Origin of the sequence: Actinoplanes sp. CA-051413, assembly GCF_050955795.1 — a bacterium.
Classification (GTDB): domain Bacteria; phylum Actinomycetota; class Actinomycetes; order Mycobacteriales; family Micromonosporaceae; genus Actinoplanes.
The window spans coordinates 8,840,901-8,858,412 of sequence record NZ_CP192100.1 but is presented as its reverse complement, the minus strand read 5'-3'; the positions used below and the strand labels follow the sequence as shown (position 1 = coordinate 8,858,412).

The 17,512-nt window shown below is 72.3% G+C and carries 16 protein-coding genes; 6 read left to right on the top strand and 10 right to left on the bottom strand.

Annotation, left to right across the window (positions count from 1 at the left end; all coding sequences use genetic code 11):
- Positions 1-2 precede the first annotated feature (2 nt).
- Positions 3-1,259: a DUF1501 domain-containing protein gene (locus tag ACQP2Y_RS41795; protein WP_433721854.1), complete on the top strand. Its 1,257-nt coding sequence runs from the start codon at positions 3-5 to the stop codon at positions 1,257-1,259.
- Here ACQP2Y_RS41795 and ACQP2Y_RS41790 read toward each other — a convergent pair.
- Positions 1,246-4,089: a KR domain-containing protein gene (locus ACQP2Y_RS41790; RefSeq protein ID WP_433721853.1), complete on the bottom strand. Its 2,844-nt coding sequence runs from the start codon at positions 4,087-4,089 to the stop codon at positions 1,246-1,248. The two genes, ACQP2Y_RS41795 and ACQP2Y_RS41790, sit on opposite strands and share 14 nt — an antisense overlap.
- A gap of 90 nt (positions 4,090-4,179) precedes the next feature.
- Positions 4,180-5,133, bottom strand: a complete 954-nt coding sequence (locus tag ACQP2Y_RS41785; RefSeq protein ID WP_433721852.1) for an anti-sigma factor RsbA family regulatory protein — start codon at positions 5,131-5,133, stop codon at positions 4,180-4,182.
- Between the two features lie 181 nt (positions 5,134-5,314).
- Here ACQP2Y_RS41785 and ACQP2Y_RS41780 point away from each other — a divergent pair, with 181 nt between their 5' ends.
- Entirely contained in the window at positions 5,315-5,701 is a 387-nt protein-coding gene (locus ACQP2Y_RS41780) for a hypothetical protein (RefSeq protein WP_360819162.1), read from the top strand.
- Positions 5,702-5,728: 27 nt separating this feature from the next.
- On the opposite strand, the gene ACQP2Y_RS41775 is transcribed toward ACQP2Y_RS41780, so the two are convergent.
- The 3 genes from ACQP2Y_RS41775 to malQ are packed head-to-tail and all read right to left on the bottom strand — an operon-like array spanning position 5,729 to position 8,084.
- Entirely contained in the window at positions 5,729-5,908 is a 180-nt protein-coding gene (locus ACQP2Y_RS41775) for an antitoxin (protein ID WP_433721851.1), read from the bottom strand.
- Between the two features lie 56 nt (positions 5,909-5,964).
- Complete coding sequence (locus tag ACQP2Y_RS41770) at positions 5,965-6,144, bottom strand: antitoxin (protein ID WP_433721850.1); 180 nt, start codon at positions 6,142-6,144, stop codon at positions 5,965-5,967.
- Positions 6,141-8,084, bottom strand: coding sequence for a 4-alpha-glucanotransferase (gene malQ, locus ACQP2Y_RS41765; RefSeq protein WP_433721849.1), 1,944 nt, complete (start codon positions 8,082-8,084; stop codon positions 6,141-6,143). Before malQ ends, ACQP2Y_RS41770 begins: the two co-directional genes overlap by 4 nt.
- 96 nt (positions 8,085-8,180) lie before the next feature.
- Between malQ and ACQP2Y_RS41760 the strand changes: the two genes are divergently transcribed.
- Both ACQP2Y_RS41760 and ACQP2Y_RS41755 read left to right on the top strand, forming a co-directional pair.
- Positions 8,181-8,435 carry a hypothetical protein gene (locus tag ACQP2Y_RS41760; protein ID WP_212991153.1) on the top strand — a complete coding sequence of 85 codons (255 nt, stop codon included), beginning with the start codon at positions 8,181-8,183 and terminating at the stop codon, positions 8,433-8,435.
- Positions 8,436-8,458: 23 nt separating this feature from the next.
- A complete protein-coding gene (locus ACQP2Y_RS41755; RefSeq protein WP_433721848.1) occupies positions 8,459-9,694 on the top strand; it encodes a chitosanase in 1,236 nt (411 codons plus the stop codon).
- Positions 9,695-9,701: 7 nt separating this feature from the next.
- On the opposite strand, the gene ACQP2Y_RS41750 is transcribed toward ACQP2Y_RS41755, so the two are convergent.
- The 4 genes from ACQP2Y_RS41750 to ACQP2Y_RS41735 form a co-directional block, all read right to left on the bottom strand.
- The gene (locus ACQP2Y_RS41750; protein WP_433721847.1) at positions 9,702-12,077 is read right to left on the bottom strand and encodes a transglycosylase domain-containing protein; all 2,376 of its coding nucleotides are present in this window, start codon (positions 12,075-12,077) and stop codon (positions 9,702-9,704) included.
- A 94-nt stretch (positions 12,078-12,171) separates the two neighbouring features.
- Positions 12,172-13,413, bottom strand: coding sequence for a family 16 glycosylhydrolase (locus ACQP2Y_RS41745; RefSeq protein WP_433721846.1), 1,242 nt, complete (start codon positions 13,411-13,413; stop codon positions 12,172-12,174).
- 114 nt (positions 13,414-13,527) lie between these two features.
- Complete coding sequence (locus ACQP2Y_RS41740; RefSeq protein ID WP_433721845.1) at positions 13,528-14,586, bottom strand: carbohydrate-binding protein; 1,059 nt, start codon at positions 14,584-14,586, stop codon at positions 13,528-13,530.
- 100 nt (positions 14,587-14,686) lie between these two features.
- Positions 14,687-15,064 (bottom strand): ATP-binding protein, encoded by a 378-nt coding sequence (locus tag ACQP2Y_RS41735; RefSeq protein WP_433721844.1) that lies wholly within the window; start codon positions 15,062-15,064, stop codon positions 14,687-14,689.
- A gap of 95 nt (positions 15,065-15,159) precedes the next feature.
- Here ACQP2Y_RS41735 and macS point away from each other — a divergent pair, with 95 nt between their 5' ends.
- Positions 15,160-16,290 (top strand): MacS family sensor histidine kinase, encoded by a 1,131-nt coding sequence (macS, locus tag ACQP2Y_RS41730; protein WP_360544972.1) that lies wholly within the window; start codon positions 15,160-15,162, stop codon positions 16,288-16,290.
- A gap of 31 nt (positions 16,291-16,321) precedes the next feature.
- Complete coding sequence (locus ACQP2Y_RS41725; RefSeq protein ID WP_433732296.1) at positions 16,322-16,951, top strand: response regulator; 630 nt, start codon at positions 16,322-16,324, stop codon at positions 16,949-16,951.
- Between the two features lie 3 nt (positions 16,952-16,954).
- Here the strand turns inward: ACQP2Y_RS41725 and ACQP2Y_RS41720 are convergent, their stop codons facing one another.
- Entirely contained in the window at positions 16,955-17,512 is a 558-nt protein-coding gene (locus tag ACQP2Y_RS41720; RefSeq protein WP_433721843.1) for a DUF5709 domain-containing protein, read from the bottom strand.

Sequence of the window (17,512 nt, the reverse complement as noted above, 5' to 3'; positions counted from 1 at the left end):
CCATGTCCGTTGTCGAGGCCTGTGGCTGTGCCCCGGTCACCCGTCGCAAACTCCTCGCCGCGGGGGCCGCCGGGGTCTTCGCCGGACTGGTCGGCGACCAGCTCGCCACCCAGCTGGCCTTCGCCGCCGACAGCTCGTACGCCGGCGACGTGCTGGTGCTGCTGTCCCTGCGCGGCGGCTTCGACGGGCTGTCCGCCGTGGTGCCGGCCGGGGACCCCGGCTACTACGCCGCCCGGCCGGGCATCGCCGTACCGAAGTCCCAGCTGATCGGGCGTGGCTCGTACTTCGGGCTGAACCCGGCGCTGGCGCCGCTGCTGCCGTTCTGGAAGGCCGGGACGCTCGGCGCGGTCCACGCCGCCGGCCAGCCGGCCCCGAACCGCTCGCACTTCTCGGCGATGGAGGAGCTGGAACGCGCGGCGCCCGGCACCACGCTGCGCACCGGGTGGCTGGACCGGATGACGGGCCGGCTGGGCGCGGACCACCCGTTCGACGCGGTCTCGGTGGGCAGCGCCCGGCCCGCCCGGGTGCTGGCCGGTCCGGCGCCCAGCCTCGGGCTGACCTCGATCGACGACTTCAAGCTCTCCGGCGAGGACCCGAAACGCCCGATGGCCGCGACCATGGCCGCCCTGTACGCGGGCGCACCCGACGCCCTGGCGCAGACGACGGCGATGACAACCGGGGCACTGGCCACGGCGGGACAGCTCAAGGTCGCCGGGTACCAGCCGGCCAACGGGGCCGCGTACCCGGACACCGAGCTGGGGGCCGCGCTGCGTGATGTGGCCCGGCTGATCAAGGCGGACGTCGGCCTGCTCAGCGCGACCGTCGACTCCGGCGACTGGGACATGCACGAGAACCTGGGCGCGGCGGCGCCGGGCAAGAAGATGTACGACCACCTGGCCGACCTGGCGAAGGCGCTGGCGGCGTTCGCCACGGACCTCGGGCCGGCCGGGCTGGGCCGGGTCACCCTGGTCACCATCAGCGAGTTCGGCCGGCGGGTCGGCCAGAACGGGTCCGGCGGCCTCGACCACGGCTACGGCAACGCCATGCTCGTGCTCGGCGGGGGCGTCCGCGGCGGCAAGGTGCACGGCCGCTGGCCCGGCCTGGCCGCCGCCCAGCTGGTGGACGGCGACCTGGCCGTGACGACCGACTACCGCGCGGTCATCGGGGAGATCCTGCGGGCCCGCTGCGGCATCAGCGACGTGGCGAGCGTCTTCCCCGGCGTCAAGCCCAGCAATCTGGGGCTGGTCAGCGCACGCTGAGCGGACCGGCCGGGGCGATGAACTCGATGCCCAGCAGCTCGGCCCAGAGCTCACCGTCCGGGCCGACCAGGGCCGCATCGCAGCGGGCGCCGCGCTCGTCGCGGTGACCGTCGGCCACGATGCACAGCGCCGGGCCCGGCAACCGGCCCCAGCGGTGGATGCGGCACTCGGCGACCCCCATGGGCAGCACCGGGCGGTGCTCGTCCATCGCCCAGACGCCGCTGAGCTGCAGCGCGCCGTCCAGGGCGGCGAGGTCCACCGGCAGGTCGTCGTCCGGCCAGCCCATCGCCCGGGCCCCCAGGACGGTGCCGACGACCCCCTGGGGACCGATCTCGCCGAGCGAGCGGACCACGTGCAACCGCGGGCCGTGGAACAGCGGCCGGCCGGCGTACACCGAGCTGCCCGGGAAGCGCGCCGGGTCACCGGCGGGCCGCCACTCGCGGTCCGGTCCGGGCGCGCCGAAGCCGGCCCGGAAGCACGGCTCACCCGCGTCGTTGCTCAGCCACACCTCCCGGCCGAACACCGTGACGCCGATGGTCTGCGGATGTTCCGTGGCCACCGAACGCAGCACCCGGACGCCGGTCAGCACGGCGTCCTGCTCCCGGACCCGGGCGGCCGCGGCCATCCAGCCCAGCCCGGCCGCCAGAGGCAGGATCGCGACGTCCTGCGGCCGGTGATCGGCGAGCCAGGGATGCGTACCGGCGTCGACGGCGACGCTGGCCGGCTGGGCCCGGTCCGGGACCGTCGAGCGGGGAGTCAGCACGATGTGGGCGGGCCCGTCGACGGCCAGCTCGGCGACGAACGCGGCCGCCCGCGCGTGGACCGGAACCGTCTCGGCGTCGCCCCGGTCGGCGTCGCCCGTCACCGGACCGGTCTCGCCGGCCGGATCCCAGGCCAGCGAACGGACCAGGCAGCCGGGACGGCGGCGCTGCTCCGCCTCGGCGATCCGGTCCAGGGTGGCGCCGATCAGCGCCTGGGTGCCCTGGCTGAGATCACCGGACCAGCCGGCCACCGAGGAGAACAGCATCAGGGTGTCGAGCGGATCCTGCGCGGTCGCGGCGAGCAGGGCGGGCAGCCCGGCCAGGTGGGTGCTCAGCGCCCGGTCGGCGTCGGCAGCGGACTTCTCACCGGGGCGCCGGTCCACGACGACCTCGGCACAGTGCAGCACTCCGGTGATCGGGCCCCACTCAGAGCGGACCACGTCGAGCTCGGCGGTGAGGCGGTCGGCGTCGCGGTCGTCGGCGTGCACGTACCGGGCCTCGGCCCCGGCGGCCACGCAGGCCGCGATTGTCTCCCGGATCTCCCGGGCGGCCAGCACCGCCCGGGCCCGCAGCCGCATCCCGGCCAGGCCGTCCGGCCCGCCGGTGCCGGCGGCGAACTTGCGCATCAGCGACACCTCGTCGGCCGCGCCGGCCAGGTGCTCCGGCTCGGCGGCCAACGGGGTACGGCCGAGCAGCACCAGCCGGCACTGCGCCGAACGGGCCAGCTCCACCAGCGCCGCACCGCAGAAGCCCCGGGCCTCGCCGGACGCGACGATGACCGAATCCGGCCCGATGGTCCGCTCCCGCGGCGCCCCAGCCCCGGCCGACACCAGCCGGCCCACCGAACGGGTGCCGTCCGCGGCGACCCGCACCCGCTGCGCGCCCGCACCCCGGGTGAGCTCGTCGGCGATCAGCACGGCCACATCAGCGGGGTCACGGTCCCCGCGCTCGCACTCGATGGCGATGGCGGACGCCGCCGGCCGGTCCCGGCCCACCGCGCCGACCAGCCCGACCAGGCCGCCCAGCCAGGCACCGGCCCGGCCGCTCACGGTGTCCGCGACGGTCACGAAGATCCCGCGGTCCTTGCCGTTGCGGGCCAGCCACAGGGCGGTGAGCTGGGCCTCGAGCGCCGCGTCGGGGGAGGCCGGGCGGGCCATGCCGCCCAGGAAGATGACGCCGCCCAGGCCGGGGTGGGTGGCCACCTCGGCGGCCAGGCCGCGGGCGGTCAGCTCGGCGGCCACGGCGGTGGCGAGGCCGCTGCCGCCGTCGACCACGTGGACGGGGCCGGCGTGCAGGCCGGGCGGGGCGAGGCCGCCGAGCGGGGTCTGCGCCCAGGACATGGTCAGCCTGACCACGTCGATCTCCTGCGGGCCGGTCTGGGCGAAGCCGCTCGGCTCGGTCTGGGTGAGGGTGGCCGGTTCGGCCGGGGCGGCACCGAAGTCGAAGCCGGCGAGGCCCGGGAAGGTGGGCTCGATGAAGCCGGTATCGGTCGGGTCGGGATCCATCGCTTCGGGTTCGGTGGCTTCGCCGAGGACGGTGGCGTCCGCGGCGGTTGTCCCGTCGGTCGGAGCAGTCCCGGTGGCGTCGGCGGTGTCGGCTGCCGGGGCGGCCTCACCGGGATCCGGCGCGACGGTGTCGGTCGCTGTTCCCTGGCGGTCCGGCTGAGCCGGGACCGCGGTGGGCGACGTCGCGGGCTCCTGCGGCTCGGCCGGGACTCCGGTCCGGTGCTCGGCGCCCGTGAGCGGGTCGGCTCGGCGGTCGTTGCCGGTCGCCGGCCAGGCTCGCCGGTTGGGGCTCGTCGCCGGCGCCGCCCATCGGCCGGCTGCCGCGTTGGACGGTGCGGCCGGTGGGCGGGTAGCACGGTCCGGTTCCGCCGGGCGGCCGGTGAGGGCTTCGATGACCCGCAGGTACTCCAGATGCGCCTCGGTCATCAGCCGCTGGAAGGTCGCGTGCGCTTCCGCGCTGTGCCGGGCCAGCTCCAGCGTCTCCCAGCCGGGAGGGTCGGCGGACTGCGCCGGCGCCGCCGAGACGGGCGCGGCGGACTGGGGGACGTGCGGGGTAGGGGGCACGGGAAGTCTCCTCGAATAGTACGGCTTTATCCGTACTATTCGGACACAGGGCGGCGCGTCGCGCCCGGGAAACGGCGGGGGTTACCCCGGTCAGGCGGGGCTGCGGCGCAGCGCGAAGCGGGCGCGGGTCAGCCCGTCCACCGAGCGGATCGCCATCGCGTCGCAGAGCTGCTGGACCAGCCACAGGCCCATGCCACCGATCCGGCCGGGCCGCGGCGGCAGATAGCCCGCGAGCGGACCGGGCGGCACCCGGCCGTCGTCGGTGACCTCGCAGACCACCGCGTCGTCGGTCAGCCAGACGCGCAGCTCCCGGTGCTCGCCGCCGTGCCGGATGCCGTTGGTGGCGACCTCGCTCAGCGCCAGCAGGAGATTCTCGACCCGGTCGGGCGGCAGCCAGCCCTCCGCGGCGGCCCGCGCCCGGACCTGCGCGCGCAGGCCGGCCACGGAGTCGTGCACCGGTACGGCGATGACGGGCTCCCCGGTGACCGGGTACGGCGGCTCGGGCAGCTCGGTCAGCAACCGTTCCGGCGGCTCGTAGCCCACGCTCTCCAGCCACCCGTCGTCGTACAGCCGGGGGTGGGTGCGTGCTGCCGTGCTGACGGTCTCCGGTGGGAGGTTGCTGCGGTCGTACGGGCACAGCAGATGCCCGCGCAGCCCGGCCAGTGATTCGTTGAGCGCGGACTCGAAGCGGACCCAGCTGCGCGCCCCGTGCGCCGGCGTGGTGTGCCCGATCAGCCGCATGAACGGCCGGCCGCTCGACGCCGCGGTCCGCAGCAGCTGGGACCAGCCGGCGATGGTGCGCACCGGGCGGACGTACCACTCGTCGGCCGGCAGGAACCGCACCTCGGCGGCGTCGGCGGCCAGGGCGTCGCGCAGCAGACCGGTGCAGTGGGCGTTCGCCGCGACCGCGACGGCCTCGTCCCGGGCCAGCCCGTCGCGGACGAAGGCGGCCAGCGTGCTGCCGTACGCGGTGTCGGAGTCGTAGAAAAAGGCCGAGTGGGTGAACGCCGGACGCGCGTCGGCGGCTGCGCCGCTTCCCTGCACCTGGCCACCTCCGAGCACCGCCGATCGACCACGGTAACACCGGGAGGGCGGGCCGGAAGATGCCGAGCGTTTCCGGTGCACCACTGCGAGTGAACGAAGACGCCCTTATACGTGAAACCTGTCATGCGGACGGTGGGCCGCAGTCCACACTGGGCCCGACCAACCAACGTGGAGGTGAGTGGTGTCGGGTACGGGGACCAGCGCGCTGGCCGAGATCATCGGCAACGGGCCGGTGCGGGCCGCCGGGCCGCCACCGGCCGATGACATGGCGGCCATCCTCGCCGCCGCCCAGCACCGGGCGGGACCGCCGCTCAAGATCCGGCGGCACGAGTCGGAGGACGGGCCGGCCTACTGGCGCTGGGACTGCGACAGCTGCGGTGAGTACGGCGGGGGCCGGCACCACAGCGACGCGATCACCCGGGCGATGCGGCACTGCGGGGAGCACCCGGAGCACCGCTCGTCCTTACTGCCGCCGTCGCGCTGCCGCGAACGGGATCACCGCCTGGCGGTGCATCCCATGCTCTTCGCGCTCGACGACGACCCGCCGCCGGAGCCACTCGCGAGCTGAGCTGCGAGCGGCCCCGGAAGGCGAAGGTCACTGCTGGGTGTCGCCCTGACCGGTACGGCTCTGAGCCTGGTCCACGCCCTTGTCGATCTGGCTCGAGTGCTTGTTGCCGGTGCGGTCGTCGATCTGGTCACCGGCCTTCTCGATGCCCTTGTCGACCTGCTCGTCGTGCTTGTCGGCCATGTCCTTGGCCTTGTCCATGAAACCCATGTCGGTGCCCCTTCCGTTGGTACGGACGAGGTGCCCGGGCCGGATGGCGGCAAACCTCAGACGCGGGTGTCTCCGTCGCCGGTGCGCTTCTGCGCCTCGTCCACACCCTTGTCGATCTGGCCCGAGTACTTGTGGCCGGTGCGCTTGTCGACCTCGTCGCCGACCTTCTCGAGGATCTGGTCGACCTGCTTGTCGTGCTTGTCGGCGAAATCCTTCGCCTTGTCCAGGAAGCTCATGCGGCCGTCCCCTTCTTCGCGCTCAGCACCTCGGCGATCCGGGCCACCCGCGGGTCGGCGAGGATCTCTTCCAGGCTAGCTGTGAGCGGGATCCGCCAGTTCGGATACTCGTCCGTGGTGCCCGGCAGGTTCGGCTGGCGCAGCTCGCCCAGCACGTCGTAGAGCGATGCGGTGATGAACCGGCAGGGCGTGCGGGCCAGGAACTCGTGCATCGCCACGATGATGTCCTGGGCCGGGGTTTCCGGCGTGATCAGGCCCTCCTCGGTGAGGCGGACGAGCAGCTGGGCCCGGTCCTTGTCGGCGAACTCCTGCTCGTCCTCGACCGGCCCGGCCAGCTGGCCCAGTTCGGCGCGGACCCGGACCTGCTCGCCGACCAGGAACCCGGCCGCCGTCGGTAGGTCATGGGTGGAGATGGTGGCCAGTGCGTTGCGGGGGTAGTCCGCCGCGCTCAGGTAGCCCTCGGCCGGGTCGTCGTAGTCGCGGGTGAACCACAGCACCGCCGAGCCGAGCATGTTCATGCGTTCCAGCGTCTCGGTGACCACGGGCAGCACGGTGCCGAGGTCCTCGCCGATCACCACCGCGCCGGCCCGGTGCGCCTCCAGCGCCAGGATGCCGAGCATGGCCTCCGGGTCGTAGTGCACGTACGTGCCCTCGGCCGCGCCCATGCCCGGCGGCACCCACCAGAGCCGCCACAGCCCGGCCACGTGGTCGACCCGCAGGCCGCCCGCGCGCCGGAAGATCCGCTGGAGCATGTCCCGGTACGCGGCGTAGCCGGTCTCGATGAGCTGGTCGGGACGCCACGCGGCGAGCCCCCAGTCCTGGCCGAGCTGGTTGAACGCGTCCGGCGGGGCACCGGTGTGCACCCCGGCGGCCAGCACGTCCTGCAGCAGCCAGCCGTCCGCGCCGCTGGGGTCGATGCCGACGGCGAGGTCGTGCACGATGCCGACCGGCATCCCGGCGTCCCGGGCGGCCTGGTTGGCCGCGCCGAGCTGGTCCTCGAGCAGCTGCTGGAGCCAGACGTGGAAGGCGACCCGGTCGCCGCTGCGGGCGGCCAGCACCGCGGGGGAGTCCGGGCGGCGGAACTCGGCCGGCCACTGCTGCCAGTTCGGCCCGTGCACCTCGGCGAGCGCGCAGAAGGTGGCGAAGTCGGTCAGCCCGGGATCGGCGGTCAGGTCCACCTCGCCGGCCAGCGGCCAGAGCAGCTCCAGCGCGGCCCGCTTGGCCTGCCAGACCGCGGTGTAGTCGATGAGACCGTCGGCGGCCGGTGCCGGGCGCAGGGCGTCGACCTGCTCCCGCAGGGCGGGATCAGCCCGGCGGTACGCGTCGGTGTCGGCGACCCGCAGATACAGCGGGTTGGCGAACCGGCGGCTCGACGGCGAGTACGGCGACGCCGGCAGCGGCAGCGTCGGTGTGATCGCGTGCAACGGGTTCAGCAGCACCAGCCCGGCGCCGTGGCTGCCCTCGACGAAGGAACGCAGGTCACCGAGGTCGCCCATGCCCCACGAGGCGGCCGAGTGCAGGGCGTAGAGCTGGAGCATCCAGCCCCAGGTCTCCGGCGGCTCGGGCAGCTCGGTGGGGACCACGACCAGCGTCACGTCCTGCTCGTCGGTGATCAGCCGGTGCCAGCCCAGCGGCAGGTCGCGGGGGAGCTCACCGTCGGCCTGCACCCGGGTGCCGTCCTCCAGCTGGATCGTGCCGGTCAGCGGCTGGGTGCCGCCCTGCCGGACGACCACGGTGCCCGGCAGCCGGTGCTGCTCACGGGCGGTCCGGATCTCGGCCAGCTCGGCGGCCACCGACGCCGGGGAGGTGGCGTCGACACCGAGCAGGCCGAGGACGCCGATCACCGACTCCGGCGACACGTCCTTGCGCTCGCGATGCCAGTCCTCGTACCAGGTCGCCACCCCGTGCGCCTCGGCCAGAGCAGTCAGATCCGCGTCCATCCCCGTCCCCTCGTTCGATTCCGCTGGGTCATACCCTGCCCTGTCGGCGGTAGTCCGGTCATGCGGGTCTTGCGGGTGTCGGCCAAGATGGAACGCATGTCTTCTGCAGTGAAGTGGTGGTCACGGCTCAGCGCCGCCGTGACAGGCGCCGTCCTGACGCTGGTCATCCCGGTGCACGCCTGGGCGGCGAGCAACGGCACGGCCGAGCTCGCGGTCGAGGCGGCGCGCTCGCGCCGGCGTCGTGGCGGCATCGGTTTCCTTCCCATTTTCGGCGGCCTGTGCTGCCTGCTCGTGGTCGCCGGCATCGTGCTGGCCTTCGTGCTGATTTCCCGGAACCGCAAACGTCGCTGAGCCCGCCCACCTAGCTTGGAGTGGTGGGTATCCGGGCGAAAGCAATCGCGCTGGGCACGGGGATAGCCGCGGTCTGCACCGTGCCCCTGGTCATCACCGTCACCGCCGACGCGGCGCCGGACGTGTTGCTCTCCAAGGGCCGTCCGGTCGCCGCGTCGACGGTCTCCGGCGCCGCTCAGGACGCCACCAAGGCGGTGGACGGCTTCGCGAGCACCCGCTGGGCGGCCGGTGCGGCCGGCTCCCAGTGGCTGCGCGTCGACCTCGGCAAAGCCCAGGACGTCAGCCGGGTGCGGCTGCGCTGGGACGGCGGGTACGCGAAGTCGTACCGCGTCCAGGTCTCGAGCGACGGCGCCGCCTGGCGTGACCTCTACCGCACGAGCAGCGGCGACGGCGGCACCGACGACCTCAGGAAGCTCAACGGCACCGGCCGCTACCTGCGGGTGCTCGCCACCCAGCCGGGCGCTGCGAGCGGCTACTCGCTCTACGAGGTGCAGGCCTTCGGGCCTGGCCCGGCCGCGCCGGTCAAGGAGGGCACGCCCTCGGTGGCCGCGTCCTCGCTCGCCGCCGGTCTCGCCGACCCGCGGAAGAAGGCCATCGCGCTGCAACTGGTCTCCAGCGCGGAGAACTCGACGCTGAACTGGCGCGGCCAGTTCGGCTACCTGGAGGACATCGGCGACGGGCGGGGCTACACCGGCGGCATCGTCGGTTTCTGCTCCGGCACCTCGGACATGCTGGCGCTGGTGACCGAGTACACCCGCCGGGTGCCCGGCAACAAGCTGGCGAAGTATCTGCCGGCGCTGCGTACCGTCGACGGGTCGGACTCGCACGCCGGGCTCGACCCCGGCTTCCCGGCCGCCTGGAAGGCGGCCGCCGCCGACCCGGCGTTCCAGAAGACCCAGGAGGACGAGCGGGACCGGATGTACTTCGACCCGGCGGTCGCCCTGGCCTCGGCGGACCGGGTACGCGCCCTGGGCCAGTTCGTCTACTACGACGCGGCGGTGATGCACGGCCAGTCCGGGCTGCGCAGCATCCGCGCCGACGCCATGCGCAAGGCCAAGACGCCGAAGCAGGGTGGCGACGAGCTGGTGTGGCTCAACGCGTTCCTGGACGCCCGGGTCAAGGAGATGCGCACCGAGGAGGCGCACAGCGACGTGACCCGGGTCGAGACGGCACAGCGGCTGTTCCTGAAGGCCAGCAACCTGGACCTGAACGGGCCGCTCAGCTGGCGCGTCTACGGCGACAGCTTCACGACCCGCTGACCGGCCGTCAGCCGTTGCCGGGCTTCTTGTCGTCCTTCTTCGGGTCCTTCTTGTCGGCGTCTTCCTTACCCTTGCTGATCTGGATGCTCACGAAGCCGCCCTCGATGGTCCGGCCCTCCGGTGCGGTGCCCGCGGCCTGACCGGCCGGGCAGTCCGACGCGATCTCCGTGCCCGGGCCCACGATGAAGCCCGCGCCCTTGACCTTGCTGGTCGCCGCGGCGACGCTGAGGCACTTCACGTCCGGGATCGAGCGTTGCTCACCCTCGGGCAGCTTGTCGCCGGAGGGCTTCTTGAACTGCTCCTTCGGCTTGCCCTTCATGATGTCGTGCATGGTCTCCCAGACCGCCGGGTTCACGATGGAGTGGCTCAGCCGGTACGGGTGGTCCTGGTAGTCCGGGTTGACCAGGTAGCCGGCCACGACCATGGACGTCGTCCCGATGATCAGTGACGCGGTCTTGTCGTTGTCGGTGGTGCCGGTCTTGCCGAAGATCGGGTGACCCACCGCGCCGCGGGCGGCGCCGGCCGTACGGCCCTTGCAGCTGCCCAGCTGGGCGAAGTCGCCGATCGGGCAGCGGGCCGCGTCGATCGCCATCCGGGCCACGTCCGGCTTGGTGGCCTGCCGGCAGTTGGGCTTGCCGACGTCGAGCTTCTCGCCCTTGGCCGTGGAGATCTGCTGGACCGGGGTGGGCGTGCAGTATTTGCCGTCGGCGGCCAGGGTCGCGTACGCGTTCGCCATCTCCAGCGGGGTCGAGGCCGACACACCCAGGGTGAACGCACCCCAGTCCTTCGCGTTCTTGGTGGCCATCTCCTTCTCCTTCGGGGACCGGAACTGCACCCCGAAGCGCTGCGCGACGTCGACCACCTTGTCCGCGCCGACGCTCTCCTCCAGCGGCACGAAGAACGTGTTGACCGAGGCTCCGAACCCGGTCCACATGTTGTACGGGCCCTTCTCGCTCTTCGACGCGTTCGTGGGGCACCAGTACCCGCCGCCGCACGAGGCCGGCCCGGTGTCCCGGTAACCGGACTTGTACTGGTACGTGGTGTTGATCGGGTACGACGGCGGGTAGCCGTTCTCCAGCGCCGCCACCATCGTGAACATCTTGAACACCGACCCGGCCTGGTATCCGGTGATGTCACCACCGCCGGTGAGCAGCGGGTTGGTGGTGTTGGGGTAGGTGCCCCGGATGTTCTTGGCGGCCTTCTTCGGGTCCGAGGACATCTTGTTGTGCTCGACGTCCAGCTTGAAGCGGCGGTTGGCGGCCAGGGCGCGGACCCGCCCGGTGCCCGGCTGGACGGCGGCGAGCAGCAGGGCGTCGCGGTTGTTGATGCCGATCTTGTCGGTGATGTTCTTGCGGGTGGCCGCCTGCGCCTTGATGTCCAGCGAGCTCTGGATCCGGTAGCCGCCGCTCTTGAGCCGCCGTTCGCGGTCGTACACGGTCCGGCCGAACTCGGGCCGGCTGAGCCACCACCGGTAGAAGTAGTCGCAGAAGAAGCCCCAGTGGTTGGTCTGCACGGACGCGCAGCCGTTGCCGGTGCGCTGGGTGGTCCGGCCGAGCTTGACCTTGATCGCGGCGGCCGCCGCCTCGGGGGTGATGTAGCCGAGGTCGCGCATGTTGCCGATCACCCAGTTGCGCCGGTCCAGCGCCCGGGGGTAGCCGCGCGGGGTGGTCGGGTCGAAGCCGCTCGGCGCCTTGACCATGCTGGCCAGCAGGGCCGACTCGGCCACGGTGAGGTCCTTGGGCTGCTTCTTGAAGTACACCTGGCTGGCGGCGAAGATGCCGTACGAGCCGTTGCCGAAGGGCGCCGCGTTCAGGTAGCGCTCCAGGATCTGCTGCTTGGTCAGTTCCTTCTCCAGCTGCATGGCGTACTTCATCTCGGTGACCTTGCGGGTGGTGGTGTCCTCGGTGGCGTCCACGACCTCCTGCGGGGTGCTCGCCGAGTACGCCAGGGACATCTTCACCAGCTGCATGGTCAGGGTCGAGGCGCCCTGTTTGTCGCCGCCCTGCTTGTTGTTGACCAGGGCGCGTACGGAGCCCTTGAGGTCGACGCCGTTGTGCTTGAAGAACTGGTGGTCCTCGGCGGCGACGATGGCGTTCTGCATGTTGATCGAGATGTTCTTGAGCCCGACCTCGCTGCGGAACTCGTCGTAGAACACCGTGATCAGCGTCTTGTTGTCGGCCGCGAAGACCCGGGTCAGCTGCGGGGCGGTGGCCTGCTTGAGCTGGCTGGGCAGATTCTCGAAGGCTTCGCCGCCGGCCTTGGCCGCCAGGCCCGACATGGCCACGGCGGGGAACGCGGCCGCGGCCACGGCGACCCCGGCCAGTAAGCCGCAAACCAGCAGCGAGGACACGTTCGTGACGAAGTGGTGGTCGCGTCCGCGCATCAAGGAGATCCGTTCCACGGTGAGAAGACAATCAATGCCGCCCGGGTCGCCGAAGCGGCCCGGGCGGCAGAGTAACGGTCGTACGCAAACAGCGTCAGGCCTTGGTCCACTTCTGGTTCGTGGTGCCGCCGCAGTCCCACAGCTGCAACTGGGCTCCGTTGGCGCTGTTCCAGTCCTTCACGTCGACGCACCTGTTGGCCGAGACGTTGACCAGGTCACCGGCAGCCGACAGGGTGAACCGCTGCACCGGGTTGCCGTTGCAGGTGACCAGCTGGATCGGGGTGCCGTTGGTCAGCGCGCCGCCGGCCGGGTCCATGCACTTGCCCAGGCCCCGCAGCGTGCCGTCGCCGTTCGGCGCCCACTTCTGCGCGTTGCTGCCGTTGCACTCCCACAGCTGCAGCCGGACGCCGTCGACAGCGTTGCCGCCGGGGATGTCGATGCAGCGGTTGCTGAAGTTGGAGCGCAGCGCGGTGCCGCCGGTGGCCGGCGGCGGGGTGGTGCCGCCGTCGGTCCACGCCGAGACGCGGACGTAGTCGACCAGCATGGTCTGCGGGAACTGCGTGCTGCCGTCCGGGTAGCCGGGCCAGTAGCCGCCGACGGCCACGTTCAGGATCATGAAGAAGTTGTGGTCGAAGACCCACTGGTCGCCGCCGAGGTTGGCCGGCGTGATCCGGAAGTACTCCGCGCCGTCGAGGAACCAGACGATGAGGTTGGGCGACCACTCCACGGCGTACGTGTGGAAAGCGTCACCCAGCGCGCCGCCGATCGTGCGGCCGCCGCCGATGCCCTCGGCGCCGGAGTAGCCGGGGCCGTGCACGGTGCCGTGCACCGTGTTCGGCTCCTTGCCGACGTTCTCCATGATGTCGATCTCGCCGGTGGTCGGCCAGTTGTTGCCGCCCAGCATCCAGAACGCCGGCCAGATGCCCTGGCCCTTGGGGATCTTGATGCTGGCCTCGAAGCGGCCGTACCGCTGGGAGAACTTGTCGGCGGTCAGGATCCGGCCCGACGTGTACTGACAGGTGCCGTAGTGGCACTGATAGTTGGCCGGGTTCTCCTTGCGGGCGGTGATCGCCAGGTGACCCTGCCCGTCCTGCCGGACGTTGCTGGTCGAGTTCGTGTAGTACTGCTGCTCGTTGTTGCCCCAGCCGCTGCCACCGATGTCGAACTTCCACTTGCTGGCGTCGATCGGGCTGTTGGCCGCGCCGTTGAACTCGTCCTGCCAGGTGATGCCGCCGATGGCGGCGTCAGCCGTGTCATTGCGGGAAGCGGCCACGAGGCCGCTCGTGAGGGTCGCGGCGACAACTGCCGCCGCAAGCAGAATGCGGGTTTTTCGCATGGGGGATGAGCCTCCGGGGGAAGAGGTTGTTAACACTTTTAGCAGTGTTTACAGATTCGCCGGTGTCAGTCAAGGGAGACTGGTTCCGGAACCCCCGATAACGCTTTACCCCGGTCAGATCTTCTTGAAGAGGGCCGGCAGCGCGGTCGGCTCCCAGCCGGGCAACGAGGTGTGCGTCTCCAGCACCTGGTATTCGACGTTCTTGAAGGTGACCAGCTGCCCGGCCACATAGTCCGTGAACGGCGCCCACTGCGCGGCGGCCGGAGGAGCCGACGTCGGCGGGGTCGTGGGCGGCGTGGTGGCGGCCGGCGGAGTCGTCGTGGGCGGGGTCGTCGGCTCGCTGGTGGGCGGCTCGGTCGTGGGGGCGGTCGTCGGCTCGCCGGCCGGCGGGGTCGTGGGCACCTCGCTGGTCGGCGGCGTGGTGGCTGGCGGCTCGGCCGAGGCGTCGGCCCCGGAGAAGCTGACCGAGTCGACGACCATCCGCGCCGGGAGATCGGCGCCGCGGCGGTTGTCGCCGACGGTGAGGCTCAGCGCCAGCCGGAACGGCTGCCCGGTGTCCACGCCGCGCAGCGCCTCCCGCCGGACCGGCGAGCCGTCGACGGAGAAGGTCACCTCGCCCGGCTTCCAGTCCACCGCGTACGTGTGGAAGTCGTCGTCGGTGACCGGGTCGGCCAGCAGGTTCAGCGCGCCGGTGCTGGTCCGCACCGCGCTGACGAGCTCGAACGTGGGCCGCAGACCCTGGTCCGCAGGCACCTTGATCCGCGCCTCGACGTGGCCGGCGGTGCTGCGCAGCGTTCCCCGGGTGTAGAGCCGGGCCGTGGAGAAGGCGTCCCGGTCCTCGTCGCGCAGGACGATCACGAGCTTGCCGTCGCCGTCCAGCCGGGCGTTGCGCACGCTCTGGCTGAACTGCACCCCGCCGTTGACCCGGTCGGTGCGCAGCGCCCACTTGCCCGGGTCGACCGTGCTGCCGCGCCGGCCGGAGAAGTCGTCGGCGAAGGCCGGCAGCGACCGGCTCAGGCGGTCGGTGCTGCGGTTGCGCTCCGCGGCGTCCGCGCTGTCGTTGCGGGTCGGCAGCCAGACGGCGGTCACCAGTCCGGCGGTCGCGACCACGAATGCGACGACTAGTCGGGGGCGCAGCCACGTGGGCTGCTGCGGCGCGCTGTGTCGCGGCACGGGGAAACCTCCGGGGGGCAATGATGCTGAAGCGTCAGCAGTGACATAAGAAGATCCGCGGGCAAACGTCAAGTCGGGACGGCCGAATTTAAAAAAAGATTCAGGATTTCGCGTCGGTGCGGCTGGAAATGCGTACGGCCGTACCGTCGGGTCCGGTTTTGATCTCACATGTGTCCGTCAGCTCCCGGACCAGCCATAGGCCCCAGCCGCCCGGTTGGTCCGGTGGTGGCCGGTGCGGAATGAGCGCCCCCAGGCCGGCGCCGTGGTCGGTCACGTCGCAGAAAACGGAACCGTCCTGGGCCCAGAGACCGAGATGCCCGGTGCCGCCGCCGTGGCGCACCGCGTTGGTGAGCAGCTCGTTGACGGCCACCACAAAATCGTCCAGCCGGGCCCCGGTCATGCCCGCCTCCTCGGCGCGGGCCGCGACGGCATGCCGCAGCGCGGTGATCCGGCTACGGTCGAACGCCTCTGAGATCAATGCTTCCGTACCGATGACTCGACCGTAGGCGACGTCTGATCATTCCGCCGGGCGAGCGCAGGTACGGGTGTGCGGCAGTGTGGGATCGTCGGCCCATGGCGCAATCGAGCGGGCTGCAGAACCCGCTGTGGCGGGCGATCGCGGTGTACCGGATCGCCGCCCTGGTCTACGTGGCCGTCCTGGTGGTCCGCAACGTCGGGGCCTACGAGCGGCCCATGCTGGCCTGGCCGGCGCTCGCGGTGGTGGCCGCCTGGACGGTGTTCACCACGTACGCGTACGCCGTACCGGCCCGGCGCCGGCCACCCCTGCTGGTGGTCGACCTGCTGGTCACCATGGGCGTGATGGCCGCCAGCCTCTGGGTGGTGGGCCGGGCCGGGCTCGAGGCCGGCCTGCCGACCCTGGCCGTGGCTTGGCACGTCGCCCCGGTGATCGCCTGGGCCGTGGCCGGCGGCCGGCGCTGGGGCATCGCGGCCGCGCTGGCCATGGGCGCCACCGACCTGACTGTCCGCGCCCACTACGACCAGGCCGCGTTCACCGGCACAGTGCTCATGGTGCTGGCCGCGACGGCGGTCGGCTACCTCGTCGGCATCGCCCAGCGGTCGCAGCAGCGCCTGGAACGGGCCATCCAGCTCGAGGCCACCATCCGCGAACGCGAACGGCTGGCCCGCGACATCCACGACTCGGTGCTCCAGGTGCTCGCGCTGGTCAAACGCCGCGGGGCCGGCCTGGACGGGGAGGCCGGCGAACTGGCCCGGCTGGCCGGTGAACAGGAGGCGGCGCTGCGCACCCTGGTCACCGGGCGGACGGCGGAACCGGTCGACGAGCACGCCGAGGTGGATCTGATGACGTTGCTCGACCCGTACGCGTCGGCCACGGTGTCGGTCGCCGCCCCGGCCGGCGCGGTCCGCCTGCCCTCGCGGGTGGCGACCGAGCTGGCGGCCGCCGTCGGCGCCGCCCTGGACAACGTGGTGCGGCACTGCGAGCCGGGCACCAAGGCGTGGGTGCTGGTCGAGGACGAGCCCGCCGAGGTGACCGTGAGCGTGCGCGACGAGGGCTGCGGAGTCCCGCCCGAGCGGTTCGCCCAGGCGGAGGAGCAGGGCCGGCTCGGGGTGGCCCAGTCGATCCGGGGCCGGATCGCCGACCTGCGCGGCACCGTGCGGATCACCTCCGCGCCCGGGCAGGGCACCGAGGTGGAGCTGAGCGTGCCGCGGGCATCGATAGGCTGAGCCGGTGACAGAGGCACCGAGGATCCGGGTCATGGTCGTGGACGATCACCCGATGTGGCGCGAGGGGGTCAGCCGCGACCTGACCGCGGCCGGCTACGACGTGGTCGCCACCACCGGCGAGGGACGCCAGGCGGTCCGGATCGCCGCGGCCGCCCGCCCCGACGTGGTGGTGCTCGACCTGCAACTGCCGGACGTGTCCGGCGTCGAGGTGATCAACGGGCTGCTGGAGGCGGTGCCCGGCGTCCGGGTGCTGATGCTCTCGGCCAGCGGTGAGCAGCAGAGCGTGCTCGACGCGGTCAAGGCCGGGGCGAGCGGCTACCTGCTCAAGTCCGCCGCCCAGGCCGAATTCCTGGAGGCGGTGAGCCGCACCGCCGCCGGGGACACCGTCTTCACGGCCGGGCTGGCCGGGCTGGTGCTCGGCGAGTTCCGCCGACTGGCCGTCGAGCCGCCCGCCGCGGACGGCATGACACCGAAGCTCACCGAGCGCGAGACCGAGGTGCTGCGGCTGGTGGCCAAGGGTCTGTCGTACCGGCAGATCGCCGACCGGCTCGTCCTCAGCCACCGCACCGTGCAGAACCACGTGCAGAACACGCTCGGCAAGCTCCAGCTGCACAACCGGGTCGAGCTCACCCGCTACGCCATCGAGCAGGGGCTGGACTAGGCCCTAGCGGTAGTCGGGCGCGTTCGTCTCGTGCATGGCCAGCTCTTCCGCGCTGGCGCCGCCACCGGACGCGCCGGCGTCGTACGCGATGCTGTCGGCCTCGTCGTCGGTGCCGTAGCCCTCGTCGGTCTCCACCAGCCGGCCCACCGGCCGCGGGTCGTCCGCGTCGAGCTGGCCGTCGTCGTAGAGCGACACCGCGGAATTCGGGTCGGAGGTCGGGCTCGCGCCCCACACGTCCGCGTCGAACTGGCGCTGCGCGGAGGAGTCGACGGTCTCGTCGATCGGGTCCCGTTCGACCGGCAGCGGGTCCTCGGCGCCGACGTCGGGCTCCTCCTGGCGCAGCCGGTAGTCCAGCGGCTCGCCCTGACGGGCCTCCTCGGCGGTGTCGCCGTAGCGGTTGGAACCGCCGGGGCCGACACCCGCGAGCGCCGCCGGATCGGCACCGTCGGCCCACCGGGTGCTCTCCACCGAGTCGTACGCGTTCGAGTCGTCGTCCGCGGTCTCGGGCAGCCCGGAGGCCTCCGGGTCGGACACCTCGGTCGGGTAGTCGTTGTCTCGCAT

Excerpts from the sequence above, each read along its gene's own strand:
- ACQP2Y_RS41795 (WP_433721854.1), top strand. The coding sequence starts at position 3 with ATGTCCGTTGTCGAGGCCTGTGGCTGTGCCCCGGTCACCCGTCGCAAA.
- ACQP2Y_RS41775 (WP_433721851.1), bottom strand. The coding sequence starts at position 5,908 with ATGGGTTTCATGGACAAGGCCAAGGACATGGCCGACAAGCACGACGAG.
- ACQP2Y_RS41720 (WP_433721843.1), bottom strand. The coding sequence starts at position 17,512 with ATGCGAGACAACGACTACCCGACCGAGGTGTCCGACCCGGAGGCCTCC.
- ACQP2Y_RS41770 (WP_433721850.1), bottom strand. The coding sequence starts at position 6,144 with ATGAGCTTCCTGGACAAGGCGAAGGATTTCGCCGACAAGCACGACAAG.
- ACQP2Y_RS41745 (WP_433721846.1), bottom strand. The coding sequence starts at position 13,413 with ATGCGAAAAACCCGCATTCTGCTTGCGGCGGCAGTTGTCGCCGCGACC.
- ACQP2Y_RS41750 (WP_433721847.1), bottom strand. The coding sequence starts at position 12,077 with ATGCGCGGACGCGACCACCACTTCGTCACGAACGTGTCCTCGCTGCTG.
- ACQP2Y_RS41760 (WP_212991153.1), top strand. The coding sequence starts at position 8,181 with ATGTCTTCTGCAGTGAAGTGGTGGTCACGGCTCAGCGCCGCCGTGACA.
- malQ (WP_433721849.1), bottom strand. The coding sequence starts at position 8,084 with ATGGACGCGGATCTGACTGCTCTGGCCGAGGCGCACGGGGTGGCGACC.
- macS (WP_360544972.1), top strand. The coding sequence starts at position 15,160 with ATGGCGCAATCGAGCGGGCTGCAGAACCCGCTGTGGCGGGCGATCGCG.
- ACQP2Y_RS41725 (WP_433732296.1), top strand. The coding sequence starts at position 16,322 with ATGGTCGTGGACGATCACCCGATGTGGCGCGAGGGGGTCAGCCGCGAC.